The following is a 23427-nucleotide window of genomic DNA, read 5'->3' as shown; positions in this document are numbered from 1 at the left end:
TAACAAACTTTTTCGCCGCCCCCGCATCGGATCGATTAAAATGCGGCTATTGTTGCAAGTATGCCGAAAATAACGCCGGGGAAATTTGCCGCCGACAAAGGATAATCGCGTTTCTCTTTTAAAAGCCCGTAAGCCGTCCATATAGTACAGTTGACCGCGGCGGCTAAAGGCTGTATAAACGGTGTTTTTTATCCGTGAACGTCGTTCCATATTTGCGGAATATATGATACATACATGACTACCGAAAGTACCGTTCCGATCCACCCTAAAATTTTCAGATTTTTTTCGTTCATCTTGTCCTCCAAGCGGATTCTGCGTCCGCATACGTCACTGTACTTCAATTATAAAATAAATATAATTGACGGAAAAAAGTACAAAGCATATAAAGGCGCAAGCGTTCTCTCAGCCTTGAATGTTTATTATCGATGCGGTATGCGCGCCGTGTGCGTAGATTGATTTTGCTCTCTTGTAGGGGTTTTGAAGGCTTTGCAGTTTTAAGCGCACGGAATCGATGTGTGTCCGAAGCGCAGTGCGGTTTTTTTCGTTTTGAACGAGGATTTGTGTTTGCAGTTTGGATAAATCGGCGCGCAAAACGGGAATTTCGGCGTCGTTTCCCGCGTACGTGTCCTTATACAGGGCTTCCATCGGCTTTATGACTTTTTGCAGATTCGAAATATTGCCGATTATGTTTTGTTCGAGTTCGGTATGGGCGTACAGCTTTTCCATATCTTCGCATACAATGCTTGTTTCCTGCTTTTCGAGCACGGTTAAATATTCGCGGAATTTTGCGCGCTGTTGAGTAAGCAGTTCTTTGAGCCGCCTGAGAACGGCGACCCGTTCGTTCAATTCCTGTTCGTTCAATTTCCGTTCGCTCGGTTTGTTTTCCGCCATAGTTTATCCGTTTATATCGACGGAAGGATGAGCCGCAGGTTCGGCGGCAGGCGTTTCCGAAACGGCTACGGCCCACGAACCGTGCAGGTCGTTCATCATCGTCCGCACGGAAGAAAGTTTTTTGCGGTCGTGATTGATGCTTATGTCCACCAGTTCCCGGTTGAAAAATCCGTACAAAGCCATAAGGTTTTGCGCGATTTCTCCGCCCTTTTCCATATCGAGCGAAACCATCAGTTCCGTAATGATTTCCTGCGTTTTTACCAAATTGGCATGAAATTTTTCGATGGAAACCGTTTCTATTTTGTCCGAATCCGTATACAAGGCCAAGGCCGCGTCCAAACGGCGGATCGCTTCTTCGTAGAGCATAAGAATCAATTTACCCTGACTGGCCGTTCTGACTCCGGTTTCTCTGTATGCGGTATAAGCTTGCGTGTATGCCATACGGGTTTATTATCGGTATTTTTCGAGTGGACTTTAGCAAATGCTTCTCCCGCGATTTTCCCGTTTTTGCGACAAAATCACTCGACTAAATCGGCACAAATGCGTATATTTAAGTGAGTACCGATGGCCGGAACGGCGGCATTCGGCGCCTTTTAAGGTAGTTTTTTATAAATGAGGCTGTCATGAGCGATAAAAACGACGCGGACAACAACAAAAACGGCAAAGACCCTTTCGACTTTTTTAAACTTTCGGTTGATCCCGAACACGGCGGCAAGGAGCGTAACGAGCGCCCGCCGCGCATTCCTTTTTGGCTTATTCTTTTGGCGTTTATTGTGGGTGTAAGCGTTTTTAACTGGATTTTCGTGCTGCGCGGAAGCGATACGACAATCGATTTTTCCGAATTTAAACGGCTGATAAGTTCCGGTCAGATTGTGCGGGTCGAAATGGGCGACACGTACTTTTTAGGTTACGGACCGGATTCGTCGCGCGGCACAAAGGAAACGGACATGCTTCCTTCGTTTTTGTTTTCGTCATCTTCGTCGCAAGGAACGGTGTATAGAACGGTAGGAATTCTTACCGAAGACTTTTTGTCGCTGCTCGACGAAAAGGGTGTCGCCTATAAGGCGGTAAAAAATCAGCGCAGTATTTTGCTGCAGCTTTTGTTCAATTTGGTTATTCCCGTCGGTATTTTGTTTGTGATGTACCGCTTTATCTTTAAGCGCATGGGCGGTTTGGGCGGAAGTATTTTTTCCGCGGGACAAAGCCGCGCGGCTGCGGTAGAAGAAGGCAAGGTTACGACCCGTTTTTCCGATGTTGCCGGCGTTGACGAAGCGAAAGAAGAATTGGTTGAAGTAGTCGACTTTTTGAAGTCGCCGCAAAAATATACCGAAATCGGCGGAAAGATTCCGAAGGGCGTGCTTTTGGTCGGCCCGCCGGGAACGGGTAAAACGCTTTTGGCGCGCGCCGTTGCGGGCGAAGCCGGTGTTCCTTTTTTTCGCATTTCCGGTTCCGACTTTGTCGAAATGTTTGTCGGCGTCGGCGCAAGCCGCGTGCGCGACCTTTTTAAACAGGCGCGCGACAAAGCACCGTGCATTGTCTTTATCGACGAATTGGACGCCATCGGCAAAAGCCGTATCAATTCGGTAAGCGGCGGCAACGACGAGCGGGAGCAAACGCTCAATCAATTGCTGGTCGAAATGGACGGCTTCGACAACGAAAAAGGCTTGATAATTCTTGCCGCGACGAACCGTCCCGACATTCTCGACCCCGCGCTGCTGCGCCCCGGCCGCTTTGACCGGCAAGTTCCGGTCGAACGCCCCGACGTAAAAGGCAGGGAAGAAATCCTGCGCATTCACTCGAAGAACGTCAAGCTCGACGCCGAAGTCAACTTCGAATCGCTTGCGCACGGCACTATCGGATTTTCGGGTGCCGACCTTGCAAACGTTGTAAACGAAGCAGCCTTGCTTGCCGTCCGCAACGGGCATGCGAAGGTCATGATGTCCGACTTTAACGATGCGATCGACAAGGTAAGCATCGGTCTTAAAAAGAAAACGCGCAAAGAAAACGAAAAAGAGCGGCGCATCGTCGCCTTCCACGAAACGGGACACGCGCTTGTCGGCGCCTTTACGCCCGGTTATCCGCCGGTTAATAAAATTACCGTGGTTCCGCGTTCGCACGGTATCGGCGGGTTTACGCAGTACCGCGAAGAAGAAGAAAAAACGCTGCAAACCGAACGCGATTTAATCAACGAAGTGGACGTTTTGCTCGGCGGGCGTGCCGCCGAACAGGTTGTTTTTAACGAGATTTCGACGGGAGCCGCAAACGACATTCAGCGGGCAACCGACACAATCCGCAAAATGATTACCGCCTACGGTATGAGCGGCCGCTTTAAAAACGTTACGCTCGGAAAGTCCGGACAGGGCTACGGGTTCGGTCCTGCGGAACCCCAGCTGGTGCGCGAATATTCGGAAGAAACGCAAAAATACATCGACGAAGAAATCGCGCGCATTATGGCCGAGCGCTTTAAACACGTTTTAAGTCTTTTAAAAGAAAAAAAACAGGTTATGGAATACGTCGCGAACCGGCTTTTGGAAAAAGAAACGATCGAACAGCAGGAGTTCAACGAGATTATAAAAGCCGAAGCCGACCTTGCCGCAAAGAGCGCTCAGGCAAAACCGCGGCGCGGCAAAAAAACGGACGAGGCTTAAAAGATGGATTTTATACCCGAATCGTTTGTGCAGCGCGTAAAAACCTTTGTGAGCCGTTATGCGGCCGCATGCATTTTGTGCGCGTGCGTTATCGTCTTTGCCGTAACGGATACGAGTTTGATTTCGCTGCGCAGTATACGCGATGTGTTTTCGAATGCCGCGCCGCTTTTGATTTCGTCGGCGGCAACCGCCCTGTGTTTGTTTGCCGGCTATATCGATTTGTCCGCCGGAAGCGCGGCCGTTTTTGCAGGTATCATCGCAGGCTCATTTGTACAGGCGTCCGAAACGGCCGGCAGATTTTTTCCTTCTTTGCCGCCGATTCCTTTTTTTATCGTGATTCCCGCGGTACTGTTGCTGTTTTTTGTCGTCGGTGCCTGCAACGGCTTTATAATAAAAAAGTTTTTTGTACCGCCGTGGGCGGCGACGCTCGGCACCGGTCTTTTATTGTCCGCTTTAAGCCGCGTGTACCTCTACGATCAGGACATTTCGCAAAAAGTTTTGGAAGGTTTTACAAAGGGCTACACCTTTTTCGGTGCGGGATACATCGGCGCAAGCCCCGTATATTCGATTCCTTTTGCCGTGATTTTTTCGATTGCGGTGTTTGCGCTTTTGCTTATCGTAATCAAAACGTTTTTTCCGGTTTTCAATCTTCCCGTTTTGCATAAAGAAGTGCCGCTTTTGTGGCCCGCGTACCCCAAAGATTTTACGCTCAAAGAAACAATGTTTTTATACGGCATCACCGCTTCTCTTTTTGCATTAAGCGGTATAATGATTTCCGCCCGTGCGGGAAGTGCAAGCGCCGTCTCCGGCTTGGAATTCCAAATCAGGCCCCTCATCGTATGTTTTATCGCTTCGCTGTCTTTGTTCGGCGGAAGAGGAAACTGGACAGCCCTTGTCGCATCGGTTCTTATTTTTTGCGCCTTTACCTACGCGGCCGATTTTATCGGTATAAACCGGTTTGTATCTTTATGTATTTGCGCCGTTATATTTTTAGCGTCTTTGTTGACCGATATACGCGCGAGGAGGCGACATGCACTTTAAACTGCCCGAAAACTTATTGCTGGGAACCGCAACCGCGGCGACCCAAATCGAAGGCGGCGACACGAATAACAGCTGGTACGATTGGGCTCTAGCTCCCGGTCATATCGCCGACGGCACAAACCCGCTCAGGGCCGATGACCATTACAATCGCGTAGACGAAGACATCGCCCTTATGAAAAGTCTGAACCTTCAAATATACCGCTTCGGCGTGGAATGGAGCCGCATCGAACCCGAACGCGGTCAATTCAACAGCGAAGCGATCGGGCATTACCGCGACGAATTGAAAAAACTGCGCGACAACGGCATACAGCCGCTCGTTACGCTGCACCATTTTACAAACCCGCGCTGGTTTGAAAATACGGGTGCATTTGAAAACCCCGAATCGCCCGAGCTGTTTTCGAATTTCGTTCGCTATACGGTTGAAGGTCTTGCCGATTTGGCCGACGAATGGATTACGATTAACGAGCCGAACGTCTATGCCGTAAACGGCTATTTTTTCGGCATATGGCCCCCCGGCAAAAAAAACGATTTAAAAGCCTTGAGCGCCGTCTATACGAATTTGGCCGTTTCGCACATCGCCGCTTATCGGGATATTCACCGCATCAGAGAACAAAAAGGTTTTGCGCCCGATGCTACGCGCGTGGGCTTTGCCAATCATTTGCGCGTTTTTACGCCGCGCTGCAAATGGAATCCCGTACACCGGCTGTCGGCCGCGTTTATGCGCCGCGCCTTTCAGGATTCGCTTACGCAAGCGTCAATGACGGGCAAGGCATCCTGGCCGGTAAAAAAAATGCCCGCGTCGGTAAACGGAACGCCTATCGGATGCGGCCGCTTTTACGATTTTATCGGCATCAATTATTACTCGCGCGATGCGGTGAGTGCCGGCAAAAACGGCGTGTTTCCTTCGGTTCCGCACAACGATTTGGGCTGGGAAATTTACCCTGAAGGTTTGCGCTTGCTTTCGGAAAGCATGTCCCGCCGCTATAAGGCCCCGATTTACATAACCGAAAACGGCACGTGCGACGCACGGGACGCGTTCAGAAGCCGCTTTATTTACGATCACTTAAAGGTTGTGTGCGAATCCGGATTGCCGATCGAGCGTTACTACCACTGGTCTCTTATGGACAACTTTGAATGGGCCGAAGGCGAAAGCGGAAAATTCGGCTTAATCGCCGTGGACTACGAAACGCAAAAAAGAACCGTCCACTCAAGCGGCGAGTTTTATGCGCGCATTATTCAAAACCGCGGCGTAACGGACGATATGTACAAAACCTTTGTGGAAAGTACGCGGTACCCGCAATAAGCCGAAAAGCGCGCGCTTTTAAATGATTCCTTCGATTTTTGCCGGTTCGAGAAAGTACAGGTATTTAAAGGGATGAATGTTCAGCGCGTTTACAAACCAGCCGCCCAAAACGTTCCTGTCGACCGCGTTTAAAGAAACCGGATGCGACACGGGCAGAATGAGCGCTTCGTCCAATAAAAACTGTTCGGCTTCGGCAAGTTTTTTATAGCGCTCTTTTTCGTCCTGCGCCGAGGCGGCTTGTTCGAGCAGCGCTTCAAACCCTTCGTCCTGCCAATCCGTTATACGAAGCGACGAATCCTTTCTGAACAATTCCAAAAAAGAAAGCGGGTCGGCAAAATCGCCTATCCACGTGTAGGTAAAAAGATCCGCCTTTGATTCGCCGATGCTTTCCAAATAACGTTCTTGAGCGATCGGTTTTATGAGAACTTTTATGCCGGCTTTCATAAGCGAATCGGCGATAAGCGCGGCTTGTTTTTTTGTGTAATCGAAGTCGGGAATGGCGATCGTAAGAGTCGGTATCGGCTTTTTGCCGCCGGCCTTGGCGCCCCTTTTTTTCCCGGAGTTTGACGCGGCTTGAGCAAAAAGCTCGGAATCTTCCGAGTCTTCCGCATCTCCGCCGTTATCATCGCCGACGCCGTAGATTTTCGGATAATTCTGCAAAGGAACAATCAGCGTTTGCGCGGCGACCGGCGCATCCTGCCGCAGCTTTTCCCACGGGATGGCGGCGAGTACGGCTTTGCGCATACGCAGATTATTCCACGGCGCTTTCGAAGCTTTAAAGAAAAAGAATTCCGTGCCGAACTCCGGGTAGACGGCGACATTTTTTTTATCGTATATTTTTTCAACGTTAACGTAGCCTTCGACCCACGGCGATTTTCCCGTGTTGAACGAAAAGGCGTTTTCGTCCTTGTCGGTTCCGCTTATAATGCGGATCGAAGGAAGGGCGACTTCGCCTGCGGCATAATAAAAAGGATTTTTTTCAAGCAGCAACTCTTCCTTATCGTGTTTTTTCAACACGAAGGCTCCCGAAAACACGTTCGCATCCGGATGCACGACGGCGAAAGCGTGGTGGCACAGAATTTTTGCAAAGTGCTTCGCGGGCTTTTCCAAGCGGACGACAAGCGTTTTTTTATTTTTTGCCGTAATGCCTACGCTTTCGGCGGAACCGGTACCGTTTCGGTACGCGGCAGCGCCCGCTATGCAGTCCAAAAGCGAAGCGAACGGCGCGCGCAAACCGGGACGCAAAAGTGCGAGCCAAGAGCGCTTTACGTCTTCGGCTTCGATTGTTTCGCCGTTACTGAACTGTGCGTTTTCGCGCAACGTAAAGGTCCACGTCTTTTGGTCGCGCGATATGCGGAACGTTTCGGCAAGCGCGGGAAGCGGATCGAGCGTCATAGGGTCGTACGAAAAAAGCCCTTCGTACAAGCCGTTTAAAATTTGGGCTTCGGAACTGTAATTGGCCGTGTGCGGATTTAAGTTATCCGCGTGCGACGAATCTATAATCACCAATTCCTTTTGCACATCGGGATTAAAGAGTAAAATGCCCGGATCTTCGTCTTCTTGCGCGTGTTCATGCGCATATGCACAAAAAAACGACAGCATGCAAAATGCCGCCGCGCGGAACAAGGCGCGGAACAAAAAGCGTGCGGTATTATACATTTTGTATTCCCAATTTTTGCATTTGCGCCTGTTCGGCCATGTATGAAGTGTATTCCGCTTTGCGCTGATTTATTTTTATAAGCGTATTTTTTACCGTCGTCAGTTCTATTTGAATGCCCTTTATTTTGCCGCGGTTTTCCGCGTTCACGGCCGTTTTAAAAAACTCGTCGAAACCTTCCAGCACGAATTGCAGATTGTTGCATTCGGAAAGCTGCCGTTGCAGATAATCCAAAAGCGCGCCTTCTTCCATTCCCGCAAGTTTTTGTATATTTGCCGACTGCTGTATGCCGAACGACGCGTATAAACGGGTGCGCTTCATCAAATTGTCTACAAAGGCGGTAAAATCGACGGTCTGCGTTTTTACCGTTTGCGTATACGGATCGTTCACTGTCAATTTATACTCGACGGGCTTTTCGGCTATGTTGAATGCTTTGCGGAACGCCGTTTTTAACTTTGCCCAAAAACCGTGGTGCTCGCTTTGCAAAAGCTGATGGTTTTCGTCCAGCTTGGGCGCAATAGCCGTATACTGCGGAGAAAGCGCCGCCAACAGCCGGCACGCGCTTATCAAAAGTTCTTTTGTATTGATTTTCGGCTGTTTTTTTATCGTTTCGGCTTCTTTTATGCCCAGTCTATTCAGCAGATTTTCGCGCAGCGTTTCCTTATCCGGCGCGGTTTCTTCCTGTATAATTTCCTGTATCAATTCGGTATAAAACGGCTGCTTGCCCATCGCCGAAGCGAAATGCTCGCGTACGGCATACACGCCGTTTTCCGATGTCAGCGTTTCGCGCACGGGTGCGAACGCATCGCTGTCAAGAATTTTTTTGCGTACGTCGATTTTATACAATTCTTTTTTTAAGTCCGTTACGTCTTTTAAAATCGTGTTGATTCTCGCAAGGCTTTTCGTTATAAAATTGATTGAATCGTTCAAAACGCCGACCGACAAGGTGTCCGAACCCATTTTTATGGCCGTAAAAATTTCTCCCAAAGTCCGGCTGTTTTGCTTTGCCGCCGTATTCATGAGCGAATTCCAGCTGATGTAGTTGTTCAGCTGAACGAGTTTTTTTATGCGCTCCAACGTTAAATTTTCCACCGAAAATTTAAAATAATTGCACAAAAATTCCAAAGCGCTCTCGTATTCGGAAAGCCGTAAACCTAAAACGGCGGCACGATCATTTTCTTTGAATTCGGTTTCGTCGGGAATCGTTATTTCCGTAATTTTTTTATCGACCTTGTAGGGATCCGGTTGAATAAATCCTTTTTTCAGCAGCAAAGACAGCACCGTATTAAAAACCGAACGGTAATTGCGGTATTCGTCAACCAGCTTGGGCAGCGCGGTGCCGTCATACCATGCGGTTTTTTCATTGGCGGCGGCGTACAATTTATTCTCGAAATCCGTGGGAACACTCATGCTTTTATTATCGGCATTTTTTATCGCCGCACAAAGTAAAAAATCCTTGTTCCCTGCCGCTTTGACCATTCCGCGATTTTATGATATATTAGTAGGGTATGAGTAAAGCGAAAACTCCTTTTAAGGTTAATCAAAAAATCGTGTACCCCAGTCAGGGTGTCGGCAAAATTATTGAAATTAAAGAAAAAGTTTTTAACGATGAAAAATTATTGTACTATGTAATGTACTTGGAAGTTTCCGATATGACGATTATGGTTCCCGTCGCCCGCTGCGGCGAGTTGGGAATCCGCGCCATTGTTTCGCAGGATGAAGCGATGGCCGCTTTGCAAAAAATCGGTGAAGATTTCGAACCGATTACGTCGGACTGGAAACTTCGCTATCAGATGAATCTCGATCTGTTAAAGAAGGGGACGGTAAGCGACATCGCGATGATTGTGCGCTCGCTGTATCACCGCAGCAAGGTTAAGGAACTGCCGATTTTGGAACGCAAACTGTACGATTCGGCAAAAAAGCTGCTCGAAGACGAAATATCGTTTGCCTTGGATAAACCCTTGGAAGAAGTTGAAGCATTAATTCACGAAAAACTTGAGCCGGCAGGTCTCCAAAACGAAATCCGCCGCGGCGCTTCCGCTTTTGACGGTTTGAACGACGATGACGAATTTTTAAACGAAGACGACGAAGACGATATTATGGGCGCCGATGAAGACGATGAAGACGACGACGGCGACGATGATGAATGAAAATCGCCCTTATTTTAACCGCGGCGGGCACTTCCGAGCGCTTTGCTTCCGGTAAAAAAAAAGAATACATGCCCCTGTGTTCCGCTTTATTTCCGAACCAAAAAAGCGGAACCGTACTGTCGTGCAGCGCCGAACCCTTTTTGCGTACGCTGACTTCCGATTCCGATTGTTCCTCCTGCACCCTTGCGCGTTTCGTCGTAACGCTGCCGTCGCAAAAAGCCGATAAAGCCGAAGCGGAACAAGCGCTTTTTGCAAGTCCCTTTGTTGCCGAAAAACTGCGTGATTTACATCTCAAGCCTGAATTTATTCCGGGCGGAGCTTCGCGTCGCGAATCGGTTTTATGCGCTTTGGAGTATTTAGCATCGGGCGCGCACAGCGCGGGCGCACAACATTCCGATCGTGATTGCGATGTCGACCTTGTTTTTATACATGATGGGGCGCGCCCTTTTTTAAGTCCGGGCTTGGTTAAAAAAGTTCTGGCTCTTGCCCGCGAAAAAGGCGCGTGTGCTCCGGCTCTTCCCGTCGTGGACACTTGCAAAGAAATAGATACCGAAACTTCGGCAATTACGCGCCATTTACCGCGTTCCCGTTTAGCGGCCGTCCAAACGCCGCAGTGTTTTTATTTTAAAAAACTTTTGGAAGCCCACCGCAAAGCGCACAATGACGGCAAAACCTATACCGACGACACGGAAATATGGGGCGCATACGAAGGGGATGTATACGTGTGCGAGGGGGAACGAACAAACGTGAAAATAACATATAAAGAAGATTTACCCGGCGGAACAAGCGCTTCCCGCACTCCGGCTTCATGCGCCGTTTACAGAATCGGACTGGGGTCCGATACGCACCGTCTTGTATCCGGCCGGCCGCTTCTCATAGGCGGCGTTCACATTCCTTTCGACAAGGGCGAACTTGCCCATTCCGACGGGGACGTACTGTTCCACGCGATAACCGACGCGCTGCTCGGCGCCGCCTCCTTGGGCGACATCGGCGAACTTTTTCCGCCCTCCGATCCCGCATGGAAAGATGCCGATTCAAGCGTCCTTCTTAAAACGGCATGGCGGCGCGTGCAGGACGCCGGCTGGCGTCTTGAAAACCTTGACTGCGTGCTTTCCATAGAACGGCCGAGGATCCTCGATTGGCGGCACAAAATACGCGAAAGCATCGCCTCCGTTTTGGACTGCGAAATCGACCGCGTGTTTGTAAAAGCAAAAACCGCCGAAGGCCTCGGCGATATCGGCGAGGGAAAGGCGGTTTCGGCCCTCTGCACGTGCCTATTGCGCTTCACGTGATAAGAAAGCGTGGCATGGCGCCGCTAAAAATACCTCCGGGGCAGTTCCGGCAGGACGCCGGACAAGCTGTACGTGTCTATTGCGTCACGAATGAAATACGGCGCGGCATGGACGCCGCTAAATACGTATATATGCGAGTTCGCCTAGTGCGAACTCGGTTAGTGAAATGCACAGGGATGTGCATTTCACTAAGCTACATAGGCTTCGAGGCGGCTCATGCGCTGCGGATGCTGTAAGCGGCGCAAAGCTTTCTTTTCAATTTGGCGGATGCGCTCTTTCGTTAAATTAAAGACGTCGCCCACTTCTTTTAACGACATCGAAGAACTGCCGTTTAAGCCGTAGCGGTAGCGCAAAACTTCCGCCTCTTTTTCGCTTAAACTATCAAGTACGCTGTCTATGTCTTCGCGCATCGTCATATTGATTGCGCTTTGTTCGGGGTTTTCGTATTGATCGTCTTCCAAAAATTCACCGATTGTCGCGCTGTCCGCATCTGCCGGCCGGAGCGCCGAATCGAGCGAAACCATATCGCGCGAAATGCGGATGATTTCACGCACATGAGCGCTGTCCATATTCAGCATGCCGGCAACTTCCGCGATTTCTTCTTCTTCGCTTTTGTTTCCGGTCAGCGTTTTGCGCGCTTTTTCTATTTGAACCAATTCGTTTGCCCGGTTAAGCGGCAAGCGGATCGGCCGGGATTTTTCGCAAATGGCCTTTAAGATGGCTTGGCGTATCCACCACACGGCGTAGGATATAAAATGATAACCTTTGGTAACGTCGAAGCGTTCGATCGCCGTAAGCAGACCGATATTCCCTTCGCTTATGAGGTCGGTTAAGTCGAGGCCGCGGTTTTGATACTTTTTCGCCACGTTGACGACAAAGCGTAAATTCGCGTTTACGATTTTATGTTTGGCTTTTTCATCGCCGCGGGCGGCCTTTACCGCCAACTCGTTTTCTTCTTCCCTTGTCAGCAAGGGGATTTTATTTATATCTTTAAGATACAATGCAAGTACATTATCGTTGCCGCTCATATTTACTCCTATAAAAACTTTTGCAGGAAGCTTGAGCTTCCGAAAAAGTTTTTAGCAGCGCTTTCGCAAACCACCGGTTGAGAAAGCGCAATAAATAACCGAGTTTGCCATGCAAACTCGGTGTTGAAGCTTGCGGCGCCATTCCGGCCGCGAGCTTCAAACACACTCCTATAAAACCTAAAAGGCTTATGCTTTTATAAATGCAATAACCGTGCCAACCGTATGATCTTTACAAATTATTTTGTAATTCATTGTAAGACAAGGTTTTAACCGGCACTGCAAAGGTATCGAATCTCCGCCGCAATTCAGCCTCTGCATGAAAACAGAGTCAAAATAACACAATCTCCTTTTTTTGCGCCGGATTGCCTCTTTTTGACTCAACTGCGGGATGCCTGCGCGTTTTTCTACAGTGCATGTTTTTCTCCTTTACGGCGGGCCGGAAGTATTGTATACTGCGACCGGATTTGTGCTGTATTTTATCGGAAAGTATATGGAGGAAGTATGGCGGATGATTTTTCTTTTGAAATAACAAAACAAATCGGGGAAATCTCGAAAAGCAAATCGGGCTGGGCGCTCGAACTTAACATGGTGTCGTGGGGCGGCCGCGAACCGAAATTCGATTTGCGCAGCTGGGCGCCGGATCATCAAAAAATGGGCAAGGGCGTTACGCTTACGCAGGAAGATTTGGTTTCGCTGAAAGCGCTTTTAAACGCGATGGAACTGTAAAAACGCCCGTCCGTCAGCCGGCGTTTTCCGCCGATTCAAAGGCGCGTCCTTTTTTGCAGGCGAGCGAATAGAGCATAAGCTCAAGTTCGGCTTCTTCGCCGGCTTTTCCGTTGCGGCGGATAGTGCTGTCGGTACGCGCTATGCGGGCAAGGCAGGCTGCCGCAGCAGAGCGATCCCAGAGCCGGGCTGCCGAAGCGTATTGACTTTGCATTTTTTTGCTTGCAAAACCCTTTGTTTTTAAATCGAAGTCGCTTATTCCGCCTTCGGCGTGCAGGCGGTGCCACAGCCCCAGTTTTCTGAAGCAATAGGCCAATCCCGCAAGGAGCTGGACGGACGAAGATTCTTTTGAACTGCGCAAATACTGCAGGATCGTTAAAGCGTCTTCCAAACGGCGCTCGTCGCTTTGAGAAGCATCGCACAGGGCGGCAAACAGGGTAAACACCGATTCCTGACGGTTACGGCTTAAAACAGCGTCGACGTCATCCGCCGTTATGCGGTGATTTTTTTCAAAGCAGGACAAAAAGCGCGAACATTCGGTCCGCAAAGCTTCGGTATTGTTTTCGACCAAATCAAGGATAGTGTCGACGGCGTCTTTGTCGATCGAAAAACCCGCTTTTGCAAACCAGTTTTCGAGCCACTTGCTTTTTTGCGATTCGAACAATTCCCAAAAGATAACGCGGTTTTGTTTGGGAACGATGTTTTCAAGCTTTTTATCCACCGACGTTTCATCGGATTCCAAAATGAGAAGCGAACTGCCGCCGGAGCCTTGCTTTGCTTCTTCCTGCGCCCATTGCGCAATTAAATCGATGTCGGCCTTTAATTTTATCTGTTCGGCGCAATGCAGCACGATAAAGCGCGACGCGGCAAAAAGGGAGCCGTTTTGCAAAAGCGATATGATGTCGGCAACGCGGGCGTCGTTTGCGTAAAACGTATATTCGTCGATTTGCCCGAGGCTGCGGGCTTTTCGGCGGTATTCTTCTATGGCATCGTTTTTTTGTCCGAGTTCGGGACCGGTAAAAAGCCAAAGCGGAAAAGCGGGCATCAATAATTCCTTATGATGTTGGATAAAATGCCTAAGATTTTTACATTTTGACGGTAGATCGGATTGTACGCATCGTTTTCGGCTTGGAGCCGTATGCGCGCATTTTCTTTAAAAAAACGTTTAAGCGTAACCGAATCTTCGTCGGTAAGCGCGACGACAATGGCGCCGTTTTCGGCGTAGTCCTGCCGGCGGATAACGGCGAGGTCGCCGTCCAAAATGCCGGCTCCGATCATGCTGTCGCCGCGCACAAACAGCGCAAAGTATGAACCGCCGCTGCGTACCATCGAAGACGGAACATAGACGCTGCCGCTGTAATTTTCATCGCAAAAAATAGGCAGGCCTGCGGCAACCGTTCCGAGTACGGGAATGCGTTCGCTCCGCTTTAAACCGATTTCTTCGTCTTCGATAAGAACTTTGAGCGAGCGCGAGCGGCCGTCGGCGGAAGCCAAATAGCCTTTTTTACGCAAAGCGGCAAAATGGTCCTGCACCGCCTTTACGGAAATCCCGAAACGCTCGCCCGTTTCGCGTACCGTCGGCGGGCACGAATTCAATTCGGTAAACGAGCTGATAAAATGAAGAACTTCTTGCTGTTTTTGAGTCAGTTCCTTCATGGCGCCTTAGTCTTCTTCGAATTTATTTTCAAACAGCGTGTTGAGCGCTTCTACGGCTTCTTTTTCGTCCGGCCCGTTCGCTTTTACGGTCAGCGTCGTGTTGTAGCCTGCGGCCATCGTAATAACGCCCATAATCGATTTTGCATTTACGACCGTGCCGTCTTTTTCCATTAAAACTTCGGACGCAAACTTATTCGCCGTTTGGGCGATTAAAGCCGCCGGCCTGGCGTGTATTCCCGCTCGATTGCGGACAGTTAACAGTTTTTCAACCACAATATACTCCTCTGCAATTCCTATAAAAACTCAATATAAATCGTCGGTACCGTAATAGGCCGACTGCGCTTCTCCGCTTTCTATCCAGCGCAGCACGTTTTGATTAAAATCGCGCGCCGAATAGTACCCCATCGATTTTAAGCGTTCGTTCATCGCCGCCGTTTCCAAAATAATCGGAATATTGCGTCCGGGTCTTACCGGAATTTCAAGGGCGGGAATTTTTACGCCGAGCAGTTCTTCGGTTTTTTGAGCGGTGCCGAGCCTGTCGTACAGTTTGTTTGCGTCCCATTCTTCGAGCTTGACGACCATCTGTACTTCTTTTTGCTCGCGGATCGCGCCGACCCCGTACAGTTGCTGAATGTTTATGATGCCCAAGCCGCGTACTTCCATATGGTGGCTTATCATTTTATTGGCGCCCTGCCCGAGCAGGACGTTCCCGTTTACGCAGCGTATGTTTACGATGTCGTCGGCGACGAGCCGGTGCCCGCGATGAACAAGTTCCAGTGCCGTTTCACTTTTGCCGACGCCCGAATCCCCGAGAATGATGATGCCGATACCGAATACTTCCACCAAAACGCCGTGAATGCTTTTGCGCGGTGCAAAAATATCGGAAAACAATCGGAGCAGGCGGCTCGAAAAATCGGTTGATTCCAAATCGGTTTGCAAAACGGGGCAGGCGGCTTTATCGGAAAGTTCTATAAAAGCCTGCGGCGGAACAAGGTTGTGCGTAAAAACACAGCAGGGAATTTCGTATGAAAATAATTGTTTTATCGGGTCGAGGTTGTTTTCGCGGACGATTTTTTCCAAAAAGGCGGTTTCGCCGCGCCCGAAAACCTGCACGCGCTGAAAACCGAATGATTCGTAAAAACCGGAAAGTGCAAGGCCGGGTCTGTTCAAGTCGGGAAGCGTAATCGGTCTTCCCAAACCGCTGCGTCCGCACAGGCAGCGCAAATTGAGCGAATTGTGGCCTTTTAAGTCGAGGTCGAGAAGATCGAGAACGGTAAAACTCTTTTCAGCCATAACCGAACTATACACGCAAAGGCAAAAATTTTCAACCGCTTTGCGCGGAACGCGTTTTTAAAAGGCTCGTTCCGCACGCGCTTTGAAATCCCTTTTATTTTTTCTGTATCTTATCTTTTTCTTTTTTCACCTTTTGATCGAGAATGTCTATCAATTTGTTTAAGCCCGAAGCGAACTCGTAATCTTCGGCGGAGACGTGAGCCGTCATTCCCCACCTGAAATTGACGGTCGTATCGAAAATATATTTTTTATCTTCCTTTACTCTAAAAAGCAGATCGACTATCAAATCGTCCGCGTACTTTATGCGTTCAAGTTTTTTGGAAATCAAATCGGACTGGTCTTTATCCAGCTCAAACCCTACAGCGTTGATTGTCGTTTCCATAGTATCTCCTTTCGAAGCAAACTCGGCATTGAAGAGCGCAGGCGCGTTTCGTTTGCGCGTTTGTCCGCACTTTTGAGCCGTTCTTCTTAAAGTATACAACGATTTTTACGAACGGTCAAACGAAGATTCTATATTTAATTCGGCACGATATTTGGCAACCGTGCGGCGCGCTATGTGAACGCCTTCGGCTTCGAGCAGTTCTGCAAGTTTCGCATCGGACAGTTTTTTTATGCCTTTTTGTTCGTTTTTGTCGATGATGATTTTAAGCAAATGCTTAACCGATTCTTTCGAGCCGGGATTGCTTTGCGCTGTATCTTTTTGTGAAACCGCGTTCGTAAAAAAATACTTGAACTCGAATAAGCCCCATTCACACTGCAAGTATTTTCCGTTTGCAATGCGGGAAACGGTCGTTTCGTGAACGCCGATTGCTTCGGCAATATCTTTCATGCGAAGCGGGCGGAGGTGTCCCGGCCCCTTATAAAAAAAAAGCTTTTGCCGTTCGACGATTGCACACACGGCCGCATATACGGTTTTTTCGCGCATTTCGAGCGTGTTTATAAACCATTTTGCCTGCCGAACGGACTTTTCGGCAAAGGCGCGCGAAGATGCATCGGCGTTTTTTTCTTCGCTTAAATGTTCGTATAAGGGCGAAATTCCCACCTGCGGAATGCTGCCGTTTATAAATTCGATGATAAAATCACCGCCCGTTTCTTCTTTTTCTTCTTCGCTCGCCCTGCGCACGAGTACTTCGGGAACGGCAAAATGCACGCCGTGCGAAGCGCTTCCGAACTGCCGGCCGGGGAAGGGTTCCAAAGTGCGTATAAAGGCAAGGGCTTGTTCGGTTTCCTGTTCGGTGCAGGGAATGCCCGAACTTTGCAGCGCCTTGCATATGAGGGCGCCGCGTTTTTTTTCCAATACGCCGAAATGCGATTTGAGGATGGTCAGCGCCAAGGGCGGCGCGTTGCCGGCAAGTTCGGCTTGCACAAAAAGGCTTTCCTGCAAACCGGAGCAAGCGCAGCCTTTCGGATCCAAACGGCGCACAATGCCGAGCATTTCGGTCAATAAAGAAAGGGGGTCGTCCGCATTGAGCAGGTTTTCCGGCTCGGAACTGTTATAGCCGCGCGAATCGAGGTTTTGAATGATCCTGCTTCCGATGCGCATTTCGTCGTCGTTCAGTTTTAAAAGCGACAACTGGGACAATAGGTGTTCTTGCAGCGATTCGGATGCGGCCGGGACGTTTTCCAAAAACGCTTGCCACTCGTCGCTTTCGGCGGCATTTCCGCTTCGCGAGCTTACACGGACGGAAGAGGGTTCCCACTCGGCTTCGCGCGTAATTTCCACGGCAGGATTCTTTTCGGCTTCTTCACGGATGCATTCGCTCAATTCTTCGGCGTTCATCGCCATTAAAGAAATCGATTGAATCATTTGAGGAGAAAGCCGCATTTGCTGCTGCATGTTTTGCGTATAATCCAGCCTGAGATCGGCCACACACTCCTCCTTCAATTTTTCGCCGCGGACAAAATTACAATCGCAGACGCCTTATTCCGTACCGTTTCCGGTGCACATTCAGTATAGCATATTTTGCCGTTTTTGCGGTATACTCGTGCCATGGAATCGTTAAAAAAATATGCTTTACATGTTCCGCAGATACTGCTGCCGGCAAAGGGAATTGACCTTAAATCATGGGCCGTTGTCGCTTGCGATCAATACACGCAGGACAAAGACTATTGGCAAAAAGCCGAAAAAATCGCACAGGGGAAACCTTCGGCACTGCACATCATTTTACCCGAAATATATTTGAACACGCTTTCGCAGGCGGAAAAAGAGCGGCGTACGGACGATATAAAGCGCACGATGGCCGACTATCTTGCAAACGGCGTTTTTGCTCCGCCCCTTGATGCCTTCATATATACCGAACGGAAAACGTCTTACGGCCGGCTCCGCAAGGGCTTGGTCGCCGCGATCGATTTGGAAGCATACGATTGGCGTCCCGAACAAAAAGCGAAAATACGCGCAACCGAAGCGACTATTTTGGAACGCATTCCGCCGCGCGTTGCGATCCGCGAAGGCGCGCCCTTGGAAGCGCCGCATATTATGCTTTTGGTAAACGATCCTGCGCGGCGCTTTATTGAACAAACCGGCGAAATCGTTAAACAAAGCGGAGAAAAACCGGTCTACGACACTGACCTTATGATGGAAGGAGGCCGCATAACCGGCCGGGCGGTTTCCGGCGGCAAGGCTATGGACAATATGGGCGAAAGCCTTTGCGCGATCGAAGAGGCAAACAAAGCCGCCGACGGTTCGGTTTTTATGTTTGCGGTCGGCGACGGCAACCATTCTTTGGCTACGGCAAAAACCGTATGGGAAAATCTTAAAAAAACTGCCGGAGCGCCGGCGGATAAAAACGGGCATACCGCGGTTCCCGACCGGTTGAAAAATCATCCTGCGCGCTATGCCTTGGTCGAAATCGTCAACCTGTATGACGAGGGCCTTACCTTTGAGCCGATACACCGCGTTCTTTTTAACACCGATGCCAAAGACCTCATTCGCTTTGTACATTCGAAATTGGGCGGCACCCCGACGCCCTGCAAAGACGGCGCGGAACTTGCGCGCACGGTTGAACAATCGCCGTCGGCTTTCGGCTTCGCTTCTTTACAGGGCGGATTTACCTGTCTTAACATACCGACGGACGCGCTTGCCGTCAGCGTGTTTCAGCCCGTCTTGGACGAATTTATCCGCTCACAAGAAATGATCGACTTTATTCACGGCGCCGACGAAGTGTTCCGGCTCGCAAAGCAAAAAGATACGGTTTCGATTTTGTTTCCGCCCATAGCGAAAGACAGCTTTTTTGCGACGGTGGAAAAATACGGTTCTTTGCCGCGCAAAAGTTTTTCGATGGGCGAAGCGAGCGAAAAGCGCTTTTACCTTGAATGCAGAAAACTGGTATAGGCACGGGAATTCACCCTGACCGAAAAGTAAGCAAAAGAAACTACCCGCATCCGAATAGAGGCGTGAAATAAAGGCCGTTCAGGCGATTCGCTTCGCTCATAAGCCATTCACGGCCTCTATTTCACGTTTTCTTTTAAAGGCATATTTTCTTTTAGGTTCTTACGTCATGCTGAAGCCCCGCCCTCTTAAAAGCAGGAAAGAGCTTCCGAGCCGACCTCCGTTTGAATCATTCAAAATCTGTAGTCTCGTATATCGAATCTTTCGGTTTTTGCCGATTTCTAGTTATATCAAATTTCAGAAAAACTAGGGTAAATTTTCACGCTTGACAAATAATAAATAAGGTCGTATATTGCAATTGTCCGAATGCGTATAGCGATTGTACGCCTCTTGGGGCAACCTCCGCTCGAAAGAGCGGTTTTTTATTTACATCCGAAAATCTAGGGTCTTTACTTTTTTGCGTGCCTATGCTATAGTACTTGAGTTGCGTTCGGAACTTCGGTTCCCGCATATATAGTGCCGGCGTGGTGGAATGGTAGACACGATAGACTCAAAATCTATTGCTCGCGAGGGTGTAAGAGTTCAAGTCTCTTCGCCGGTAAAGAAAAAGGTAACAGATACATCAGCAAAAAAAACGCCGCGTAATCGATGCGGCGTTTTTAATTTTTAGAGGTAACTTTAAAAATACGATGTTGTAACTCGCGACAATACAGCGAGTTACAACTCGTCGGCATCTCGAAAAAGTCGCTCAAGGTCGGTTTTTCGAGATGCCTTATATCTTTGCGGTTTTTTCACGTAAAAAACTTTTGTGCGCGCCGTCCAAATAGGGCAAAAGCCGTTTGAAAACTTCTTTGTGGTAATCGTTCAGCCACGCCTTTTCTTCTTCGGACAAAATACCGCTCACAATCGGCCGCGTGTCTATGGGGCACAGCGTGACGGTTTTGAAGCGGTAGAAGTCTCCGTGTTCGGTTTGCATAAAGGGAACGGTTACGACAAGATTTTCGATGCGGATGCCGTGTTTGTTTTCGATATATAAGCCGGGCTCGTTCGATGTGAGCATGCCGAGCTTTAAAGGTTCGTTTATATAGCGTTTTGAAATCGACTGCGGACCTTCATGCACGGCCAAAACAAAGCCGACACCGTGTCCGGTTCCGTGGTTGTAATCCTTTCCCCTGTCCCACAAGCATTCGCGCGCGATCGTATCGAGCGAAAGGCCGGTTGCGCCCGCTTTGAATTTCGCGCATGCCAAGCGTATATGCGATTTTAAAACGAGCGTATAGTTTTCTTTTTCTTCTTTTGTAAGCGGACCGAGCGCAACGGTGCGCGTAATGTCGGTAGTACCGTTTAAGTAATGTCCGCCGCTGTCCAAGAGCAAAAAACTTTTCGGTTTAAGCTTTGCGCAGGATTCTTTGTGCGGCGCATAGTGGATAATCGCTCCGTTCGATCCGTAGCCCGCTATGGTTTCGAAGCTCGCTTCGATAAAGTCTTTGCCCTGCGCACGGAACTCGAGCAGTTTTTCGCTTACATCACATTCGGTAATGCCCGAAGATGCATTTTGTTCGATCCAGCGCAAAATCTTAACCATCGCCGCGCCGTCTTTTTCCATTGCCTCATCGATGTTGCGAAGCTCGACCGAATTCTTTACCGCTTTTAAAGCCGTCGTAAAGTTCAAGCCTTTTATGATGCGCGCTTTTATTTTGTCGCGCAAATAAACGTTTGTGCGCGCGGGGTCCATATACACGGTTCCGGTAAGTTTTGCCGCTTCGGCAAAAACCGCTTCATAGGGCATAATCGCAACGCCCTGCGCGCGAAGATATTTTTCCGATTCGGCATTCAGCTGTTTTTTATTGATAAAAAGTATCGCTTGCTTTGCCGTTACGAGCGCATAAGCGGTTGCAACCGGATTATACGCAATGTCGTGCGCGCGTATGTTAAAAAGCCAGCACACGTCTTCAAGCGCTCCGATAATCGTCGAGTCGGCTCCTTTTTCTTTAAGGGCGGAGCGCACTTGTTCGGTTTTGTCGCGGGCGCTTTTTCCCGTATACATTTCGCCGAGGATAAAAACGTCGCTCATCAGCGCTTCGGGGCGATCCTGCCAAATATCGCCGATTAAATCCGCGTCCGTTGCGATTGTTATCGGATCGAGTTCTTCTTTCATGCTCTCATAGTTTTGCACCGAAAGCGTTTTGCCGTCTATGCCGACCTTATCGTTCGGTTTTAAAACTGACTTTAAAAACGCGTTTAAGGTCGGAACGCCTTTTTCGTCCATTTTGAACAGTTCGATGCCCGAACCGGCCAGCTGTTTTTCGGCTTGCAAAAAGTAGCGCCCGTCGGTCCACAAACCCGCTTTATCGGCCGTTACGGCGACGGTGCCGGCCGAGCCGGTAAAGCCCGAAATATATTCGCGCGTTTTATAGTGGGCGGGCACATATTCGCATAAGTGCGGATCGGCGGTGGGAATCACGTAAGCCGCGAAGCCATGTTCTTTCATTTTTTGCCTGAGTGCGGCAAGCCTTTGCGGTACTGTCATAGTATATTCCTGTAAATTATATCCCTGCAAAACGGGTCGCCGTTTTGTCTTTTACGTAATCGATAAATTCGGTGATTTTCATAATCCGTTGATCCTGTCCGTCTCTAAAGCGCACGGCGACCGTGCCGTCGGCGGCTTCTTTTTCGCCCGCAACAAGCATGTACGGAATTTTTTTAAGCTGGGCGGTTTTGATTTTGCCGTTGATGCGGTCGCTGCCCACATTGATGTCGGCGCGGATTCCCGCTTTTTTGATTTGTTCGAACACGGATTGCGCATAGCTTTCGGCAGCCGGCGAAACGGGTATGACGACCGCCTGTTTGTACTGCAGCCATGCGGGCAGTGCGCCGGCGTAGTTTTCTATGAGAATGCCGATAAAGCGTTCCAAAGAACCGAGTACGGCGCGGTGCAGCATAACAGGATGGTGTTTTTGATTATCTTCGCCGACGTATTCGGCGTTCAAGCGTTCCGCCGACGGCAGCTGATAATCGACTTGAATCGTTCCGCATTGCCATTCGCGGCCGAGCGCGTCCACTAAGGTGAACTCCAACTTCGGTCCGTAAAAGGCGCCTTCTCCCGGCTGCAGCTTGTAGGTTAACCCCGCGGCCGCGGTCGCATCGGCCAGCGCTTTTTCGGCACGATCCCATGTGGCGTCGTCGCCGATGCGCTGTTCGGGGCGCGTTGAAAATTTAACGAGAATCTTATCTTCGTCGAAACCGAAATCCTTATACATCGCTTTTAAAAGATGACAAAAGCGCGCGACTTCTTCGCCGATTTGCTCTTCGGTACAAAAGATGTGCGCATCGTCCTGCACAAAGCCGCGCACGCGCATAATGCCGTGCAAAGCGCCGGAAGCTTCATTGCGCGTACAGGAACCGAATTCGGCCATGCGCAGCGGCAAGTCCTTGTACGAGCGGATTTTTTGTTTGAATATTTCCACGTGTCCGGGGCAGTTCATCGGCTTAAGGGCGAACAAGCGCTTTTCGCTTTCGGTGATAAACATGTTTTCCTGATATTTTGCCCAGTGCCCCGAACGTTCCCACAAAGAGCGCGGCATTATAAACGGTGTTTTTACTTCCACATAACCGTCTTCTTTTATTTTTTCGCGCACGTAATCTTCGATAATCCGATAAATCGTCCAGCCGTCGGGGTGCCAAAAGATTTGACCGGGATTGTCCTCGTCTATATGGAACAAATCGAGCTGCTTGCCGATTTTGCGGTGGTCGCGCTTTTCGGCTTCTTCGAGCATTACAAGATATTCTTTGAGTTCGTTCGGCTTTTCGAAAGCGGCCGCGTAAATGCGCGTAAGCATGGGACGCTTTACATCTCCGCGCCAATAAGCGCCTGCGGTTTTAATCAATTTAAAAGATTGCGCGTTTATTTCTTTTGTGTTTGCGACGTGGGGGCCGCGGCACAGGTCGGTAAAATCACCGTTTGTGTATATCGATATTTGTTCGTCTTCGGGCAAATCGTTAATCAGTTCCAGCTTGTACGGCTGGTCGGCAAACAACTGTAAAGCCTCAGCCCGGCTTATCGTCTTTTTTACAAAGTCGCAATTGACCGATAAAATCCGGCGCATTTCTTTTTCGATTGCGCCCAAATCTTCTTCTTTAATCGGGCGGCTTAAATCAAAATCGTAATAAAAGCCCGTATCTATCGCCGGCCCGATCGCGAGCTTCGTGCCGGGGAAAAGCTTTAAAACCGCCGACGCCATAACGTGGGCCGCACTATGACGGATAGTGTTCACCCTGCTGAATTTTTCTTCATTGTTCATACATAATCCTTTATCCCGCAGATACATCCTGCGGCGGTACTACAGCATATAGCGTTCGACAAAGTCTGTCAATGCAAGCGAAAATGCGGTCGGCCGGGCAATCCGCTGCGCTCATG

21 protein-coding genes and 1 tRNA gene are annotated in these 23427 nt (G+C 49.4%); 8 read left to right on the top strand and 14 right to left on the bottom strand.

Annotated features, from left to right (window positions below):
- Positions 1 to 35: 35 nt before the first annotated feature.
- The 3 genes from HMPREF9194_RS12505 to fliS form a co-directional block, all read right to left on the bottom strand.
- Entirely contained in the window at positions 36 to 176 is a 141-nt protein-coding gene (locus tag HMPREF9194_RS12505; RefSeq protein ID WP_281166995.1) for a hypothetical protein, read from the bottom strand.
- A gap of 226 nt (positions 177 to 402) precedes the next feature.
- Complete coding sequence (locus HMPREF9194_RS09260; RefSeq protein WP_016526113.1) at positions 403 to 891, bottom strand: flagellar export chaperone FlgN; 489 nt, start codon at positions 889 to 891, stop codon at positions 403 to 405.
- 3 nt (positions 892 to 894) lie between these two features.
- Positions 895 to 1332 (bottom strand): flagellar export chaperone FliS, encoded by a 438-nt coding sequence (fliS, locus tag HMPREF9194_RS09255; protein ID WP_016526112.1) that lies wholly within the window; start codon positions 1330 to 1332, stop codon positions 895 to 897.
- 182 nt (positions 1333 to 1514) lie between these two features.
- Here fliS and ftsH point away from each other — a divergent pair, with 182 nt between their 5' ends.
- From ftsH to HMPREF9194_RS09240, 3 genes are read left to right on the top strand one after another with little or no spacing between them, the layout of a single operon-like run.
- Positions 1515 to 3539, top strand: coding sequence for an ATP-dependent zinc metalloprotease FtsH (ftsH, locus tag HMPREF9194_RS09250; protein WP_016526111.1), 2025 nt, complete (start codon positions 1515 to 1517; stop codon positions 3537 to 3539).
- Between the two features lie 3 nt (positions 3540 to 3542).
- A complete protein-coding gene (locus tag HMPREF9194_RS09245) occupies positions 3543 to 4580 on the top strand; it encodes an ABC transporter permease (protein WP_016526110.1) in 1038 nt (345 codons plus the stop codon).
- Positions 4570 to 5883, top strand: coding sequence for a glycoside hydrolase family 1 protein (locus HMPREF9194_RS09240; RefSeq protein WP_016526109.1), 1314 nt, complete (start codon positions 4570 to 4572; stop codon positions 5881 to 5883). The genes HMPREF9194_RS09245 and HMPREF9194_RS09240 overlap by 11 nt, the downstream gene beginning before the upstream one ends.
- Positions 5884 to 5901: 18 nt before the next feature.
- Here the strand turns inward: HMPREF9194_RS09240 and HMPREF9194_RS09235 are convergent, their stop codons facing one another.
- A complete protein-coding gene (locus tag HMPREF9194_RS09235; protein WP_016526108.1) occupies positions 5902 to 7542 on the bottom strand; it encodes a peptide ABC transporter substrate-binding protein in 1641 nt (546 codons plus the stop codon).
- Positions 7535 to 9019, bottom strand: a complete 1485-nt coding sequence (locus HMPREF9194_RS09230) for a TP0584 family protein (protein ID WP_016526107.1) — start codon at positions 9017 to 9019, stop codon at positions 7535 to 7537. The genes HMPREF9194_RS09235 and HMPREF9194_RS09230 overlap by 8 nt, the downstream gene beginning before the upstream one ends.
- A gap of 29 nt (positions 9020 to 9048) precedes the next feature.
- On the opposite strand from HMPREF9194_RS09230, the gene HMPREF9194_RS09225 reads away from it, so the two are divergent.
- Positions 9049 to 9690, top strand: coding sequence for a CarD family transcriptional regulator (locus tag HMPREF9194_RS09225; RefSeq protein ID WP_016526106.1), 642 nt, complete (start codon positions 9049 to 9051; stop codon positions 9688 to 9690).
- Positions 9687 to 10982, top strand: a complete 1296-nt coding sequence (ispF, locus tag HMPREF9194_RS12145; RefSeq protein WP_016526105.1) for a 2-C-methyl-D-erythritol 2,4-cyclodiphosphate synthase — start codon at positions 9687 to 9689, stop codon at positions 10980 to 10982. The genes HMPREF9194_RS09225 and ispF overlap by 4 nt, the downstream gene beginning before the upstream one ends.
- A 188-nt stretch (positions 10983 to 11170) precedes the next feature.
- On the opposite strand, the gene HMPREF9194_RS09215 is transcribed toward ispF, so the two are convergent.
- Positions 11171 to 12010: a sigma-70 family RNA polymerase sigma factor gene (locus tag HMPREF9194_RS09215; RefSeq protein WP_016526104.1), complete on the bottom strand. Its 840-nt coding sequence runs from the start codon at positions 12008 to 12010 to the stop codon at positions 11171 to 11173.
- Between the two features lie 501 nt (positions 12011 to 12511).
- Here HMPREF9194_RS09215 and HMPREF9194_RS09210 point away from each other — a divergent pair.
- Positions 12512 to 12736 carry a YdbC family protein gene (locus HMPREF9194_RS09210; protein ID WP_016526103.1) on the top strand — a complete coding sequence of 75 codons (225 nt, stop codon included), beginning with the start codon at positions 12512 to 12514 and terminating at the stop codon, positions 12734 to 12736.
- Between the two features lie 13 nt (positions 12737 to 12749).
- Here the strand turns inward: HMPREF9194_RS09210 and holA are convergent, their stop codons facing one another.
- The 6 genes from holA to rpoN form a co-directional block, all read right to left on the bottom strand.
- Positions 12750 to 13778, bottom strand: coding sequence for a DNA polymerase III subunit delta (gene holA, locus HMPREF9194_RS09205; RefSeq protein WP_016526102.1), 1029 nt, complete (start codon positions 13776 to 13778; stop codon positions 12750 to 12752).
- Complete coding sequence (lexA, locus tag HMPREF9194_RS09200; RefSeq protein WP_016526101.1) at positions 13778 to 14389, bottom strand: transcriptional repressor LexA; 612 nt, start codon at positions 14387 to 14389, stop codon at positions 13778 to 13780. Before lexA ends, holA begins: the two co-directional genes overlap by 1 nt.
- A 6-nt stretch (positions 14390 to 14395) precedes the next feature.
- Complete coding sequence (locus HMPREF9194_RS09195) at positions 14396 to 14662, bottom strand: HPr family phosphocarrier protein (RefSeq protein ID WP_016526100.1); 267 nt, start codon at positions 14660 to 14662, stop codon at positions 14396 to 14398.
- 30 nt (positions 14663 to 14692) lie between these two features.
- Complete coding sequence (hprK, locus tag HMPREF9194_RS09190) at positions 14693 to 15682, bottom strand: HPr(Ser) kinase/phosphatase (protein ID WP_016526099.1); 990 nt, start codon at positions 15680 to 15682, stop codon at positions 14693 to 14695.
- 94 nt (positions 15683 to 15776) lie between these two features.
- Positions 15777 to 16064: an HPF/RaiA family ribosome-associated protein gene (locus HMPREF9194_RS09185; protein ID WP_016526098.1), complete on the bottom strand. Its 288-nt coding sequence runs from the start codon at positions 16062 to 16064 to the stop codon at positions 15777 to 15779.
- A gap of 105 nt (positions 16065 to 16169) precedes the next feature.
- Positions 16170 to 17552, bottom strand: coding sequence for an RNA polymerase factor sigma-54 (gene rpoN, locus HMPREF9194_RS09180; protein ID WP_016526097.1), 1383 nt, complete (start codon positions 17550 to 17552; stop codon positions 16170 to 16172).
- A 120-nt stretch (positions 17553 to 17672) separates the two neighbouring features.
- Here rpoN and HMPREF9194_RS09175 point away from each other — a divergent pair, with 120 nt between their 5' ends.
- Both HMPREF9194_RS09175 and HMPREF9194_RS09165 read left to right on the top strand, forming a co-directional pair.
- On the top strand, positions 17673 to 19013 hold the full coding sequence (locus HMPREF9194_RS09175; RefSeq protein WP_016526096.1) for a DUF1015 domain-containing protein: 1341 nt from the start codon (positions 17673 to 17675) through the stop codon (positions 19011 to 19013).
- A 515-nt stretch (positions 19014 to 19528) separates the two neighbouring features.
- A tRNA-Leu gene (locus HMPREF9194_RS09165) sits at positions 19529 to 19611 on the top strand.
- 171 nt (positions 19612 to 19782) lie between these two features.
- On the opposite strand, the gene HMPREF9194_RS09160 is transcribed toward HMPREF9194_RS09165, so the two are convergent.
- A complete protein-coding gene (locus tag HMPREF9194_RS09160) occupies positions 19783 to 21540 on the bottom strand; it encodes an aminopeptidase P family protein (RefSeq protein WP_016526095.1) in 1758 nt (585 codons plus the stop codon).
- Between the two features lie 16 nt (positions 21541 to 21556).
- Positions 21557 to 23311: a threonine--tRNA ligase gene (gene thrS / locus HMPREF9194_RS09155; protein ID WP_016526094.1), complete on the bottom strand. Its 1755-nt coding sequence runs from the start codon at positions 23309 to 23311 to the stop codon at positions 21557 to 21559.
- Positions 23312 to 23427 lie beyond the last annotated feature (116 nt).

The sequence above is a fragment of the Treponema maltophilum ATCC 51939 genome, assembly GCF_000413055.1.
GTDB lineage: Bacteria > Spirochaetota > Spirochaetia > Treponematales > Treponemataceae > Treponema_C > Treponema_C maltophilum.
The sequence above is the reverse complement of the archived record's forward strand: the minus strand, read 5'-3'. Positions and strand labels throughout refer to the sequence as shown.

What these genes read in the sequence shown, in the direction of transcription:
- HMPREF9194_RS09210 (WP_016526103.1), top strand. Translation starts at nt 12,512, where the DNA reads ATGGCGGATGATTTTTCTTTTGAAATAACAAAACAAATCGGGGAAATC.
- thrS (WP_016526094.1), bottom strand. Translation starts at nt 23,311, where the DNA reads ATGAACAATGAAGAAAAATTCAGCAGGGTGAACACTATCCGTCATAGT.
- HMPREF9194_RS09175 (WP_016526096.1), top strand. Translation starts at nt 17,673, where the DNA reads ATGGAATCGTTAAAAAAATATGCTTTACATGTTCCGCAGATACTGCTG.
- holA (WP_016526102.1), bottom strand. Translation starts at nt 13,778, where the DNA reads ATGCCCGCTTTTCCGCTTTGGCTTTTTACCGGTCCCGAACTCGGACAA.
- HMPREF9194_RS09185 (WP_016526098.1), bottom strand. Translation starts at nt 16,064, where the DNA reads ATGGAAACGACAATCAACGCTGTAGGGTTTGAGCTGGATAAAGACCAG.
- ftsH (WP_016526111.1), top strand. Translation starts at nt 1,515, where the DNA reads ATGAGCGATAAAAACGACGCGGACAACAACAAAAACGGCAAAGACCCT.
- fliS (WP_016526112.1), bottom strand. Translation starts at nt 1,332, where the DNA reads ATGGCATACACGCAAGCTTATACCGCATACAGAGAAACCGGAGTCAGA.
- lexA (WP_016526101.1), bottom strand. Translation starts at nt 14,389, where the DNA reads ATGAAGGAACTGACTCAAAAACAGCAAGAAGTTCTTCATTTTATCAGC.
- HMPREF9194_RS09225 (WP_016526106.1), top strand. Translation starts at nt 9,049, where the DNA reads ATGAGTAAAGCGAAAACTCCTTTTAAGGTTAATCAAAAAATCGTGTAC.
- HMPREF9194_RS09240 (WP_016526109.1), top strand. Translation starts at nt 4,570, where the DNA reads ATGCACTTTAAACTGCCCGAAAACTTATTGCTGGGAACCGCAACCGCG.
- HMPREF9194_RS09260 (WP_016526113.1), bottom strand. Translation starts at nt 891, where the DNA reads ATGGCGGAAAACAAACCGAGCGAACGGAAATTGAACGAACAGGAATTG.
- HMPREF9194_RS09160 (WP_016526095.1), bottom strand. Translation starts at nt 21,540, where the DNA reads ATGACAGTACCGCAAAGGCTTGCCGCACTCAGGCAAAAAATGAAAGAA.
- HMPREF9194_RS09230 (WP_016526107.1), bottom strand. Translation starts at nt 9,019, where the DNA reads ATGGTCAAAGCGGCAGGGAACAAGGATTTTTTACTTTGTGCGGCGATA.
- HMPREF9194_RS09215 (WP_016526104.1), bottom strand. Translation starts at nt 12,010, where the DNA reads ATGAGCGGCAACGATAATGTACTTGCATTGTATCTTAAAGATATAAAT.
- HMPREF9194_RS09245 (WP_016526110.1), top strand. Translation starts at nt 3,543, where the DNA reads ATGGATTTTATACCCGAATCGTTTGTGCAGCGCGTAAAAACCTTTGTG.
- ispF (WP_016526105.1), top strand. Translation starts at nt 9,687, where the DNA reads ATGAAAATCGCCCTTATTTTAACCGCGGCGGGCACTTCCGAGCGCTTT.
- HMPREF9194_RS09235 (WP_016526108.1), bottom strand. Translation starts at nt 7,542, where the DNA reads ATGTATAATACCGCACGCTTTTTGTTCCGCGCCTTGTTCCGCGCGGCG.
- hprK (WP_016526099.1), bottom strand. Translation starts at nt 15,682, where the DNA reads ATGGCTGAAAAGAGTTTTACCGTTCTCGATCTTCTCGACCTCGACTTA.